The 12,615-nt window shown below is 65.8% G+C and carries 13 protein-coding genes and 1 pseudogene; 8 read left to right on the top strand and 6 right to left on the bottom strand.

Going from position 1 to position 12,615, the window contains the following annotated elements; all coding sequences use genetic code 11:
* Nucleotides 1-294: 294 nt before the first annotated feature.
* Together hslU and hslV are read right to left on the bottom strand one after the other, a co-directional pair.
* Complete coding sequence (gene hslU, locus ACMVY4_RS03910; RefSeq protein ID WP_416898886.1) at nt 295-1,605, bottom strand: ATP-dependent protease ATPase subunit HslU; 1,311 nt, start codon at nt 1,603-1,605, stop codon at nt 295-297.
* Nucleotides 1,598-2,152, bottom strand: a complete 555-nt coding sequence (gene hslV, locus ACMVY4_RS03905; protein ID WP_416898885.1) for an ATP-dependent protease subunit HslV — start codon at nt 2,150-2,152, stop codon at nt 1,598-1,600. Before hslV ends, hslU begins: the two co-directional genes overlap by 8 nt.
* A 156-nt stretch (nt 2,153-2,308) precedes the next feature.
* Here hslV and ACMVY4_RS03900 point away from each other — a divergent pair, with 156 nt between their 5' ends.
* Together ACMVY4_RS03900 and ACMVY4_RS03895 are read left to right on the top strand one after the other, a co-directional pair.
* Nucleotides 2,309-2,527, top strand: a complete 219-nt coding sequence (locus ACMVY4_RS03900) for a hypothetical protein (RefSeq protein WP_416898884.1) — start codon at nt 2,309-2,311, stop codon at nt 2,525-2,527.
* Nucleotides 2,524-2,910, top strand: coding sequence for a hypothetical protein (locus ACMVY4_RS03895; RefSeq protein WP_416898883.1), 387 nt, complete (start codon nt 2,524-2,526; stop codon nt 2,908-2,910). The genes ACMVY4_RS03900 and ACMVY4_RS03895 overlap by 4 nt, the downstream gene beginning before the upstream one ends.
* Nucleotides 2,911-3,041: 131 nt before the next feature.
* On the opposite strand, the gene hemJ is transcribed toward ACMVY4_RS03895, so the two are convergent.
* From hemJ to ACMVY4_RS03880, 3 genes are all read right to left on the bottom strand, one after another.
* A complete protein-coding gene (hemJ, locus tag ACMVY4_RS03890; protein WP_416900246.1) occupies nt 3,042-3,491 on the bottom strand; it encodes a protoporphyrinogen oxidase HemJ in 450 nt (149 codons plus the stop codon).
* Nucleotides 3,488-4,534 carry a uroporphyrinogen decarboxylase gene (hemE, locus tag ACMVY4_RS03885; RefSeq protein WP_416898882.1) on the bottom strand — a complete coding sequence of 349 codons (1,047 nt, stop codon included), beginning with the start codon at nt 4,532-4,534 and terminating at the stop codon, nt 3,488-3,490. The genes hemJ and hemE overlap by 4 nt, the downstream gene beginning before the upstream one ends.
* Nucleotides 4,535-4,672: 138 nt before the next feature.
* Entirely contained in the window at nt 4,673-5,743 is a 1,071-nt protein-coding gene (locus ACMVY4_RS03880) for a TauD/TfdA family dioxygenase (protein ID WP_416898881.1), read from the bottom strand.
* A 388-nt stretch (nt 5,744-6,131) separates the two neighbouring features.
* Between ACMVY4_RS03880 and ACMVY4_RS03875 the strand changes: the two genes are divergently transcribed.
* The 6 genes and pseudogenes from ACMVY4_RS03875 to rho all read left to right on the top strand — a co-directional run bounded on the left by ACMVY4_RS03875 (nt 6,132) and on the right by rho (nt 11,253).
* Nucleotides 6,132-6,953, top strand: a complete 822-nt coding sequence (locus tag ACMVY4_RS03875) for a pyruvate, water dikinase regulatory protein (protein ID WP_416898880.1) — start codon at nt 6,132-6,134, stop codon at nt 6,951-6,953.
* A complete protein-coding gene (locus ACMVY4_RS03870; RefSeq protein WP_416898879.1) occupies nt 6,950-7,528 on the top strand; it encodes a Maf family protein in 579 nt (192 codons plus the stop codon). Before ACMVY4_RS03875 ends, ACMVY4_RS03870 begins: the two co-directional genes overlap by 4 nt.
* Entirely contained in the window at nt 7,525-8,370 is an 846-nt protein-coding gene (locus tag ACMVY4_RS03865; protein ID WP_416898878.1) for a shikimate dehydrogenase, read from the top strand. Before ACMVY4_RS03870 ends, ACMVY4_RS03865 begins: the two co-directional genes overlap by 4 nt.
* A gap of 1 nt (nt 8,371) precedes the next feature.
* Nucleotides 8,372-8,980 (top strand): dephospho-CoA kinase, encoded by a 609-nt coding sequence (gene coaE, locus ACMVY4_RS03860; RefSeq protein WP_416898877.1) that lies wholly within the window; start codon nt 8,372-8,374, stop codon nt 8,978-8,980.
* Between the two features lie 78 nt (nt 8,981-9,058).
* Nucleotides 9,059-9,729: pseudogene (gene dnaQ, locus ACMVY4_RS03855) on the top strand (DNA polymerase III subunit epsilon).
* 267 nt (nt 9,730-9,996) lie between these two features.
* Nucleotides 9,997-11,253 (top strand): transcription termination factor Rho, encoded by a 1,257-nt coding sequence (gene rho / locus ACMVY4_RS03850; protein WP_416898876.1) that lies wholly within the window; start codon nt 9,997-9,999, stop codon nt 11,251-11,253.
* 175 nt (nt 11,254-11,428) lie between these two features.
* Here the strand turns inward: rho and ACMVY4_RS03845 are convergent, their stop codons facing one another.
* A complete protein-coding gene (locus tag ACMVY4_RS03845; protein WP_416898875.1) occupies nt 11,429-12,541 on the bottom strand; it encodes a hypothetical protein in 1,113 nt (370 codons plus the stop codon).
* Nucleotides 12,542-12,615 lie beyond the last annotated feature (74 nt).

Here is a 12,615-nt window from a genome sequence, read left to right as displayed (position 1 = left end):
CGTAAGGACAGCCTGGCAGGCTGGGTGGGATCGGGGTCGGATCGGGTCCCGGACTGGCCTTTCGCAAGGGCAGCCTACCGGTACAGGTTGCGGAAATTCAATCGATTTCCCGCATTGACAGAGGGATGTGAACGGGGGGCTCGGCCAACAGCTTGCAACCCCTCTACCGTCCGCGGGCTTGACCCGCGGACCTCAGGGTGGAACCCGGCCGCGTCCAGCAAATGGCAACCTCAGGCCCCCGGGTCAGGCCCGGGGGCAGCAAGCTTGTTCTGACGTCCGGGGGCTACACGAGAATCACAGGATGAACTTCGACAGATCCGTGTCCGTCGCCAGATCCTCGACGCGGTCCTTCACATAGGCGGCGTCGATGTCGACCGTCTCGCCGGCGCAGTCGGAGGCGGTGAAGCTGACCTCTTCCAGCAGCTTTTCCATGATCGTGTGCAGCCGCCGGGCGCCGATGTTCTCGACGCCGTCATTCACCCGCACCGCCAGATCGGCGATCGCCTCGATGGCGCTGCGGTCGAAGTTGAGCGTCACCTCCTCGGTCGCCATCAGCGCCGTATACTGGCGAATCAGGCTCGCCTCGGTATCGGTCAGGATGCGTTCGAAGTCGGACTTGGTCAGCGGTTTCAGCTCGACCCGGATCGGCAGCCGGCCCTGCAGTTCGGGCAGCAGGTCCGACGGCTTGGCGACGTGGAACGCGCCCGAGGCGATGAACAGGATGTGGTCGGTCTGCACCGCGCCGTGCTTGGTCGAGACCGTGGTGCCCTCGATCAGCGGCAGCAGGTCCCGCTGCACGCCCTCGCGGCTGACATCGGCGCCCTGGCGGTCGGAGCGGACGGTGATCTTGTCGATCTCGTCCAGGAAGACGATGCCGTTGTCCTCGACCGCCCCTATCGCCTCCTGAACGACGCTGTCCTCGTCCAGCAGCTTGTCGGATTCCTCGGCGATCAGCAGTTCGTAGGAGTCCGAGACCGAGACCCGGCGCGGCTTGGTCTTGCCGCCCATCATCTTGCCCAGCATGTCGTTGAGGTTGAGCATGCCCATCTGGGCGCCCGGCTGGCCCGGAATGTCGAAGGTCGGCATGCCCATGCCGCCGCTGTCCTGCAGCTGCAGCTCGATTTCCTTGTCGTCCAGCTCGCCCTCGCGCAGCTTCTTGCGGAACTTCTCGCGGGTGTCCTTGCTGGCGCTCTCGCCGACCAGCGCGTCCAGCACCCGCTCCTCGGCGGCCATCTCGGCCTTCGCCTTGACCTCGCGGCGCTTGCGCTCGCGGACCATGGTGATGGCCATCTCCAGCAGGTCCCGGACGATCTGCTCGACGTCGCGGCCGACATAGCCGACTTCCGTGAACTTGGTCGCCTCGACCTTGATGAACGGCGCCTCGGCCAGCTTCGCCAGGCGGCGGCTGATCTCGGTCTTGCCGACACCGGTCGGGCCGATCATCAGGATGTTCTTGGGCAGCACCTCGTCGCGCAGCTCGTCCGGCAGCTGCTGGCGGCGCCAGCGGTTGCGCAGCGCCACGGCGACGGCGCGCTTCGCGTCCGCCTGGCCGATGATGTAGCGGTCCAGTTCGGAGACGATCTCGCGGGGGGAAAAATTACTCATCGACACTCTCGATGGTGACGTTCTCGTTGGTGTAGACGCAGATGTCCGCGGCGATCTTCATGGCCCGGCGGGCGATGGCCTCGGCATCCATGTCGTCGCGGTCGATCAGCGCCCTTGCCGCGGCCAGCGCGTAGTTGCCGCCGGACCCGATGCCGATCAGCCCGTCATCGGGTTCCAGAACGTCGCCGGTGCCGGTCAGCACCAGCGAGGTCTCGGCGTTGACCACGGCCATCATCGCCTCCAGGCGGCGCAGATACCGGTCGGTGCGCCAGTCCTTGGCCAGTTCGACCGCGGCGCGGGTGAGTTGCCCCGGATGCTGCTCCAGCTTGGCTTCCAGCCGTTCGAACAGGGTGAAGGCGTCGGCCGTCGCGCCGGCGAAGCCCGCGATGATGTCGCCCTTGCCCAGCCGGCGGACCTTGCGCGCATTGGCCTTCATCACCGTCTGGCCGACGCTGACCTGGCCATCGCCGGCAATGACGACCCGGCCGCCCTTTCGGACCGACAGGATGGTGGTGCCGTACCAGAGGTTCGGATTGTCGTGGTTCATGGGGTCTCCATAACGGAACGAGGCCGACATGTAAGCCCGAAACCGGACCGGTCAAGCAGTGCTGCCCGGCCCCTTGGTTTCTGATTGACACCTACGTACCAATGTACCAATATCCCAAACATGAAAACAGTTGATCGCATACAGACCGGCGTCCGCATGGAAAAGCGCCTCCTGAAGGTGCTGAAGGGCACGGCGGAGTATCTCGACATGTCGCTCGGCGACCTGCTCGAATGCATCTGCCTGCACGGTATCGAGGGCAAGGCGCCGTTCGCCGAGGACACGCTGGCCCGCATCCGCAAGCTGCGGGACGTCTACGAGCTGGATCTGACGGCGGCCGACTGCCATCACCTGATCGACAGGGAGACCGGATCATGACCACCGATCCCGAGGCGCTGCTCGACGACTTCGAAACCCGCCGCATGCACAATTGCGACTTCGGCCACGCCGCGCATGTCGCGGTGGCCTGGGCGATGCTGAACCGCCACGACTTCACCGACGCGGTCGCGCATTTCGGCGCCGGGATCCGGCATCTGGCGGCTGCGGGCGGCGCGCCGGAGAAGTACAACGCGACGATCACGGTGGTCTTTCTCAGCCTGATCGCGGAACGGATGCAGCCCGGCGAGGATTTCGAGGCCTTCGTCGCCGCCAATCCCGATCTGATGACAAAGGATGCGGTGACCCGGCTCTACTCGGCCGAGCGGCTCAACTCCCCGGAAGCCCGGTCGCATTTCCTGATGCCGGACCGGGTGGCTGTGTAACCACAGACGTCACCCCGGACTTGATCCGGGGTCCGGTGCTGTATCGATCTCAGGTGCATTGGCCCGTCAATGACCGCTGTACCGGATCCCGGCTCGAGGCCGGGATGACGAGAGGCGCACGGCACCGGGTGTCAGAACGGCTTCACGATCACCATGATGACGATGACGATCATCAGCACCGCCGGCGCCTCGTTCCACATCCGGTAGAACTTCGCCGAACGCTGGTTGCGGTCGATCTCGAAATCCTTGCGCCAGCGGGAATAGAGGTGGTGCATCACGGTCATGGCGATGACGCAGAGCAGCTTCAGGTGCAGCCAGCCGTCGGCCATGGTCAGGAAGCCGGAGTTGAAGCCGATCCACAGCATCAGCCCGCCGAAGATCCAGGCCGCGATCATCGACGGATTCATGATGCCGCGCAGCAGCTTGCGCTCCATCACCTTGAAATCCTCGGACTGCTTCGAGCCCGCCTCGGCGGCGCAGTGATAGACGTAGAGCCGCGGCAGGTAGAGCAGCGCGGCCATCCAGGCGATCACCGACATGACGTGCAGCGCCTTGAACCAGATGTACCATTCTTCCATCAGCCGCGCCTCCAGCCCTTCACCAGCTCGGCGAGTTCCGCCACATGCTCCGGGGGCGTTTCCGGCACGAAGCCGTGCCCCAGATTGAAGATGAACGGCCCGTCGCCCAGCGTGTCCAGTATATCGGAGGCCGCGCGCGTCATCACCTCGCCGCCGGCGACTACCAGCCGCGGATCCAGATTGCCCTGGACCGTCAGATGCGGCTGCACATGTTCGGCCGCCCAGGACGGATCCATGCTCCAGTCGATCGACAGGCCGGCAATACCCCTGATCCGCGCCGCCTGGGCGTAGGCCGCGCCGATGCCGCGCGGAAAGCCGATCACCGGGATGTCGGGATGATCGGCATGGATCGCTTCGGCGATGCGGCGCAGCGGGCCGAAGACCAGCCGCTCGTGGAAGGCCGGCGGCAGCGCCATCGCCCAGGTATCGAACAGCTGCACCGCCTCGGCGCCGGCCTCGATCTGCTTCTTCAGATAGAGCGCGGTCGCGTCGGCCACCACGTCGATCAGGCGCTGGAAGTTCTCCGGATCGGCGAAGGCCCAGTTCTTGATCGTCGGATAGTCCTTCGAACCGCCGCCCTCGACCATGTAGGTCGCCACCGTCCAGGGCGCGCCGGCAAAGCCGATCAGCGCCACGTTCTCGGGCAGCGATTTCGAGAGCCGCGCCACGGTCTCGTAGACCGGACCCAGGGTCTCGTGCAAACGTTCGGCGTCCAGTACCGGGATGTCGGCATTGCGGGTGATCGGCTCCAGCACCGGCCCCTCGCCGGCGCGGAACTCGACATGCTGGCCCAGCCCCTGCGGCACCAGCAGGATGTCCGCGAACAGGATCGCCGCATCCATGCCATAGCGCCGGATGGGCTGCAGCGTCACTTCCTCGGCCAGATCCGGGCGGTAACAGAGATCGAGGAAATCCCCGGCCTGGGCCCGCGTCTCCCGGTATTCCGGCAGATACCGGCCCGCCTGGCGCATGAACCAGAAGGGCGGCCGCTCGAGGGTTTCGCCGCGGAGCGCCCGCAGCAGCAGTTTGTCATTCTTGTGGGGCACGAACTGTCAGCCTCTCCTTCCTGTCACCCCCGCCTTGTGCGGGGGTCCGGTCGGGCGGTCAACCGCCATTGATGATTGAAGACGTGGAACCGGATCCACGCATTCCGCTCCGCTTCAGCGGGGATGACAGCATGGTGTCTAGGGCTCCAGCGGCACGGTGAGTTGAGTTCCGTCGACGACAATGCCGCCGCGGTCGCCCACGGTCACTGCGCCATATCGTTCGGCGTAGACCTCGGGCAGCGGCGGCGCGCCCGGGATCGCCAGCCAGAGCCTGAGCAGATGCCGTTTCCGCTCGGGTTCCGGCCAGTCCTGGTAGGCCAGGCGGTCGTGGAAGATCGTGTGATTGTGCAGGAACTGCATGTCGCCCGGCTGGAACGCCATCTTCAGATGGATGTCCGGGTCGTTGACCAGCTCGTCCAGCAGGTCCAGGGCCTCGACCTCGGTCGATGTCAGGCGCCGCGCATCCTCGAACTTCTGTGACGATTCGATGTAGCGCCGGGCGTAGATCGCCGAGAGATGGCCGGCATGATGGTTGAAGACCGGAATCTCGAAGAATGCCTTCTTGCCAGGCGGGATCTCGCCGCGGCGATCCGTCGGGAAGGCGTGGAACAGCTGCGCCAGCAGGTCCGGCCGCCGGCGGTACATCTCGGCATAGATCGCCATCGAGCTGGCGATGGCCGACTCGCCGCCCGCCTTCGCCGTCTTAAGGCAGAGCAGCCCGACCACGTCGCAGCTGTCGGTGTGGAAGGTCTGGCGCTCGGTGGTCTGGTAGATCCTGACCCGGGGATCGTCGGTGGAGAGCCCCAGATCGCGGACATGGCCCAGCAGATGGCCCTTCGCGTTCTGGGAGCGTGGCACGCCCATCAGCAGGCCCAGGCCGTAATAGGCCGCCGCCACCTGCTCATGGGGCCAGACGCCGACCGGCATGCCCCGTATCAGCAGGAAGCCCCGTCCATGCAGCAGTTCCTCGTTCCAGGACGCTGTCAGCTTTTCCAGCCGGTCGTCCTGCATGTCCGCCCGCGTCATGGCTGCCAGGTCGCGCCCGGAGCTGAGAAACCGCTCCGTCACCCTTCCCAGACAATCGGTCGTTGCTGCGTCGAGGTGCTGGATCCAGTCGCTTCGGCCCATCATCTCGCGTCCGGTCCAGACCGACGGTCCGCTGGGCGGCGGCGGCAGATCGCGTGTCTCGTCGATATCGGTCAGTGCCATGGCGTTGTCCCCTCCGGTCTCCCCTTTTCTTTCTTATATATAGAATCGGTTGATGATGATGTTGTTCCTGTGGATATCGGGGAGCGAATCCGTCCACCGTCTGTCCACAGATTCGTCGCCGGTTCCCGGAAACGTCCCCGCTGTTCACAGCCCGTGCGCCGTTTCCGAACATGGCGGCAGCGCTCGGCTGTGCCCATGGATTCGCACAGCCGGGCCGGGACGGGCAAGGATCGCCTCACGCAAGGACGGCTTGTCCCCTTCGGCGGACGGGTGAAAGCAAACTGCTGCATGAGCGGTCTGACAAGTCGTGGAACGCTGACAGCATTGCGCCAGCGCGCCCGGATATGCACAGTTCCGGGCCATTCGTTCACAGGGCCGCCGAACTTCCATGAGCCGCTTCAACCTGCATCTTGTCTCCGACGCGACCGGGGAGACCCTGACCACCATCGCCAATGCGGCGGTGGTCCAGTTCGAAAGCGCCGAACCGCAGAAGCATCTCTGGCCGATGATCCGCAGCCGCGCCCAGGTCGACACGGTGCTGGCCGGCATCGAGGGCGCGCCCGGGCTGGTGCTCTACACCGTCGTGAACGAGGAGACCCGCGCCGCGCTGGAAGAGGGCTGCCGCCGGCTCGGGGTCAAGCATCTATCGGCGCTGGATCCGGTGATGATGGCGCTGCGCGAATTCCTGGGCCAGGCCACCACGGGCCGACCCGGCACCCAGCACGAGATGAACACCGAGTATTTCGAGCGTATCGAGGCGATGCACTACACGCTCGCCCATGACGACGGCCAGATGGCTGACGATCTGGACCGCGCCGATATCGTGCTGGTCGGTGTCTCGCGCTCCTCGAAGACGCCGACATCGATGTATCTCGCCAATCGCGGGCTGAAGGTCGCCAACGTGCCCTTCGTCCCCGGCGTGCCGCTGCCCGACGAGCTCTTCGGGCTGAAATACGCCATGGTCATCGGCCTGACCACGGCCCCCGACCGGCTCAGCCAGATCCGCCGCAACCGCCTGCTGTCGCTGAAGGAAACCCATTCCAGCGACTATGCCGACGAGGAGCAGGTGAAGGAGGAGCTGATCGAGGCCAAGCGCCTCTTCGCGAAGCAGCGCTGGCCGGTCATCGACGTGACCCGGAAATCGATCGAGGAAACCGCGGCCGCGATCCTTTCCCTTTATCAGCGCCGCCGCGCGGAGAAGCAGGCGTGAGGCTGGTGCTGGGATCGGGCAGCGCGACGCGGCGGCAACTGCTCCAGGACGCCGGCATGGACTTCGACGTGGTGCCGTCCGAAGTGGACGAGGATGCCGTGAAGGCGGACTGGATCGGAACGCCGGCCGATCTCGCCGGCGTGCTGGCCGAGATGAAGGCGCTGGAGGTCAGCGAAAGGGTGCCGGATGCGCTGGTCATCGGCGCCGACCAGGTGCTGGAACTGGAGGGCTGGATCTTCAACAAGCCCGGCGACCGGACCAAGGCGGCCCGCCATCTGAACCGCCTCGCCGGCCGCACGCACGAATTGCACACGGCGATGGTCGTCGCCCGCGGCGGCGCGGTGCAGTTTGCACACCGGGCCAGTCCGAAACTCACCATGGCGCCGCTTTCCGAGATCGAGATCGCCAACTACGTGGCCGCAGCGCCCGATTCCGCCTGGGCCACGGTCGGCGGCTACCAGGTCGAAGGCCCCGGAATTCGGCTTTTCGAGAAGATCGAGGGCGCGTGGCACGACATTCTAGGTCTGCCGCTGCTGCCGCTGCTGAACTGGCTCCGGCGGGAGCAGGCGGCATGACCGTCAGCCCTACCGGCGCGGCCATGGTCGCCGGCGTCACCGGCTGGCCGGTGAAGCACTCGCTCTCGCCGCGGCTGCACGGCTACTGGCTCCGGAAATACGGCACCGACGGCATTTATGCGCCCTTCCCCATCGCTCCGGAGTACTTCGAGAAAGCGGTGCGCGGCCTCGGAGATGCGGGGGTGCGCGGTCTCAACGTCACCGTACCGCACAAGCTGGCCGCCTTCCGCCTGGCGGACCGGCTGGACCTGGCGGCGCAGCGGATCGGCGCAGTGAACACGCTGGTCTTCCAGGCCGACGGAAGCATCGAGGGCCGCAACACTGACGCGCCCGGATTCCTGCAGAACCTGCTGCAGGCGGGCGTCGATCCGACGGTAGGGCCAGTGCTGGTGATCGGCGCCGGCGGTGCGACCCGGGGCGTGCTGCATGCCCTGCTGGAGGCCGGCGCGCCCGAGATCCGCTTGGTCAACCGCACGCCGGAGAAGGCGGAACAACTGGTCGCCGAGTTCGCGGATCGACGGCTTGGTATGGCTGGCTTTTTCGATCTTTCACAAAGACTTGGCGATGTCAGGCTGGCCATCAACGCGACGTCCCTTGGCATGGGTGGAAACGGCGTTCCAGCGGTCGATCTGTCGGCCCTACCGTCGAATGCCATCGTTCACGATATCGTCTACACGCCGCTGGAAACGCCCTTCCTCGCCGCCGCGCGGGCACGCGGTCTGACCACGGTCGACGGGCTCGGCATGCTGCTGCATCAGGCGGCGCCGGCCTTCGAGGCGTTCTACGGCGTCCGGCCGGATGTGGACGACGGCTTGCGAAATCATCTTCTGGAGGTGCTCTGACATGGTCTTTGTCGTCGGTCTCACGGGATCCATCGGAATGGGCAAATCGGCGGTCTCGAAGATGTTCCGCGACAATGGCGTGCCGGTCTGGGATGCCGATGCCGCGGTGCACGAGCTCTACGCGCCGGGCGGCAAGGCCGCGGGGCCGGTCGCCGAGCGGTTTCCCGACGCCATCGTCGACGGCGGTGTGGACAGGGACCGCCTGAGCCGCGAAGTGATCGGAAATGACAGCGCGATCAAGGACCTGGAGAAAATCGTGCACCCCTTGGTGGGCGAGCACCGGCAGGCCTTCTTCGCGGACGCTGCTGCCGACGGCCACGACATGGTGGTTGTCGATGTGCCCCTGCTGTTCGAGACCGGCGGGGAGAAGCGCATGGACGCTGTGGTCGTGGTCAGCGCGCCGGCGGCCCAGCAGCGCGAACGTGTCCTGGCCCGGCCGGGCATGACCGCCGACAAGTTCGAGAACATCCTCGCCCGCCAGACGCCGGACGCCGAGAAGCGCGCCCGCGCCGACCATGTGATCGACACCGGTACGACTCTGGAAGAGACCGGCAAGGCGGTAGCACAACTGGTAGGGCTGTTGCGTGAAAAGGTGGCCGCCAGGTGCTGACCGCCTGCCGTCTTGCTGCTTGCGACGGGATAGATATCGCGGTAGTGTTCGGTATCACCACCAGATGAGGTAGAAAGCGTGCGGGAAGTCGTACTGGATACGGAAACCACCGGACTGGACCCGTTCGACGGTCATCGCATCGTCGAGGTCGGCTGCCTGGAACTGGTCGACCGCGTCTGGACCGGCCGGAGCCTGCAGCGCTACATCAACCCCGAACGCGCCATGACCGACGACGCCTACCGCGTCCACGGCATTTCCGACGAGATGCTGGCCGACAAGCCGGTCTTCTCCGCGGTGGCGGGCGAACTGCTCGACTTCATCGATGGCGCGCCCGTCGTCGCCCACAACGCCAGCTTCGACATGAAGTTCCTGAACTGGGAGCTGGAGAACTGCGGTCGCCGGCCCTGCCCATGGACAAGGTCGTCGACACGCTGGCGATCGCGCGCAAGCGCTTTCCCGGCGCCGCGAACAGCCTCGACGCGCTCTGCCGCCGCTTCGAGGTCGACAATACCGACCGGACGCTGCACGGGGCGCTGATCGATTCCAAGCTGCTGGCCGATGTCTACTACCACCTGGTCGGCGTGAAACAGGCCGGTCTGGAGCTGACCAGCGGCGGTACTGGCGGGGCGGATGGCGGCGAGCGGCGCTACCGGGAGCCGCGGCCGCACGTGGCGCCAGCCGATGAGGAGGCCGCGCATCTGGCCTTTCTGGACGAGTTCGTGAAGGACGCGATCTGGTCCCGCGCCTGACGCCGGCGCCGGCCTTCATTGCCGTGACAACAGGTTCCGCTTGCGGACGCCGGAAATCCGTGTATTTACTCGCGGCAACGGCTTAGCGCACGAAGTCCGGTTCCCAGCCGGCGAGCGGCCGTTCTCCCCAACCGATGTCCGGAATGTCCGTCAGGGCGGTTCTGCATCCGGTGTCCGGGAGCCTCGACTGTCACTCAGACCGCACCGGTTCGTTGCGGACCAGCCAGTTCATCTTCCAGACGGTTCCACCGAGGACGACCCCCAGACATGAATCTACGCGACCTGAAAGCCAAGACCCCGGCAGAGCTGCTCGAAATGGCCGAGGAGCTCGAGATCGAGAACGCCTCGACCATGCGCAAGCAGGACATGCTGTTCGAGATCCTGAAGCAGAAGGCCGAGGACGGCGACACCATCACCGGCGTCGGTGTCCTGGAAATCCTGTCCGACGGTTTCGGCTTCCTGCGCTCGCCCGAGAGCAACTACCTGCCGGGCTCCGACGACATCTATGTCAGCCCCAACCAGATCCGGCGCTTCTCGCTGCGTACCGGCGACACGGTCGAGGGCGAGATCCGCTCGCCCAAGGACGGCGAACGCTACTTCGCGCTGCTGAAGGTCAGCCAGATCAATTTCGAGGATCCCGAGGCCGCGCGCCACAAGGTCGCCTTCGACAACCTCACCCCGCTCTACCCGGACGACAAGCTGCACATGGAGTTTGCCGATCCGACGAAGAAAGACCTGTCGAACCGGGTCATCGACCTGGTCAGCCCGATCGGCATGGGCCAGCGCGCCCTGATCGTCGCGCCGCCGCGCACCGGCAAGACCGTGCTGCTGCAGAACATCGCCCATGCGATCGAGAGCAACCATCCGGGCTGCTACCTGATCGTGCTGCTGATCGACGAGCGGCCGGAAGAAGTGACCGACATGTCCCGCTCGGTCCAGGGCGAGGTGATCTCGTCCACCTTCGACGAGCCGGCCACCCGCCACGTGCAGGTTGCCGAGATGGTGATCGAGAAGGCCAAGCGCCTGGTCGAGCACAAGCGCGACGTGGTCATCCTGCTGGACTCGATCACCCGTCTCGCCCGCGCCTACAACACCGTCGTTCCCTCGTCGGGCAAGGTGCTGACCGGCGGTGTCGACGCCAACGCCCTGCAGCGGCCGAAGCGCTTCTTCGGCGCCGCGCGCAACATCGAGGAAGGCGGTTCCCTGACCATCATCGCCACCGCGCTGATCGATACCGGCAGCCGCATGGACGAAGTCATCTTCGAAGAGTTCAAGGGCACCGGTAACTCGGAAATCATCCTGGACCGCAAGCTGGCCGACAAGCGCACTTTCCCCGCCATCGACATCACCAAGTCCGGCACCCGGAAGGAAGAGCTGCTCGTCTCGAAGGAAGACCTCACCAAGATGTGGGTCCTGCGCCGCATCCTCGCCCCGATGGGCGTCACAGACGGCATGGAATTCCTGCTCGGCAAGCTGAAGGGCAGCAAGAACAACGCCGACTTCTTCGATTCGATGAATGCCTAGCGAAACCGCCCCCTTGGGGATGGTCGGGTCGGCCAAGGGGGCGGCTCAGGCGTAACCGGACCTGGACCGCTCAAACGCAGGCCGTCGCATCGGGCCTGTTTCGGAGGTCCTGCCAGCTGCACCCTGAGGTCCGCGGGTCACGCCCGCGGACGGCAGCAGACGAGCCGAATTCCGCCTATTTCAGCAGGCTCAGCGTGTGCGCATCGCTCTGCGAGACGCTGAGGATACGGAGCCCGGCGCTGTCCGATGCCTGCTGCCCGGCGGGCACAAGCCAGTAGCAGGTGGTCTCGGCCAGGCCGAACCAGAACGTCTCGACCTTCTCGACATCCAGCATGTCTCCCTGCGCGAACTCCTTGCGGGCGATCCTCCCCCGGTCGCCGCGCGTGTTGATGACTTCAACCCAGCTGCATTTTTCCGAGATTTCGTAGAGACCGGCCTGCTCGATGCGGAGACAGTTGCGGCCGGGCGTCGTCGTGGCCGCGGCGTCCCCGCATCTGCGGGCGAACTGAAGCGGGCCATCGGACCGGGGCGTCGTCTGCCGGGCCGGCGCTACCGGAACAGGCGCGGCTTCTGGCGGCTTCGCGATTGCTGCAGACCGGGCGTTGGTCTGGCTGGAAGCCTTCGCTACCGGTGTCGACGCCACCGACCCGCCGCCTCCGATGGTGAAACCAACGGGGCTGCTGCCGACGACGCCTTCGGCCACGAAGACGCGGCTGACCTTGCGGACGACATAGGTGCCATATCCGCCATCGGTCCGCTCGGGACAATGCAGCCGCCATGAGCCCGTAACGCCGCCGGTCGGCCTGAGCACGAAGTCGCAGGACAATCCACCCGGCAGGCTGAGTGCCAGCTTGCAGCGGTTTCCGGTCAGCCGGCCCGGGCCAGACTCCGCGACCTCGACGTTCCAGCTGCCGTGATACGGTATCGCCTGGCGCGACGCCCGGTCGGCCAGATAGACCGGGCCATTCCAGACGATGTCGTCGCGAAGGACCATGATCCGGCAACCCTTGCCCCGATTGCCATTGCACTTGTCTATGGCGTCTTCGGGCGTCGTGCCGCCACTGCAGTTCAGCGGCGCCTCCGGACAGGTGGAGCCGCCGAAACTGTTGCGCTGCGGGTCCACGGCGAGGATCAGCTGCGCAGCGCGGCCCGTGTCGATGAACTCCCCGACCCGGTCGTGCAGCGCCGGCGTCAGAACCAGCGGGCCCTCGCCGATCAGCTCTTCATTGGTCACGCAGCCCGTGATGGCCATGCCCGTCAGGACACAGAGAATACCAGTCCAACGCATTTCAGAATCCAGGACGCCCTCAACCTTCGCATCAGTCTATGGCAACTCCTGCAACCGTTGCCACCCCGGACCGG

This window comes from Minwuia sp., assembly GCF_048007105.1.
Lineage (GTDB): Bacteria > Pseudomonadota > Alphaproteobacteria > Minwuiales > Minwuiaceae > Minwuia.
Note: the sequence above shows the minus strand (reverse complement) of the source record. Positions and strands in the feature narration are given on the sequence as shown.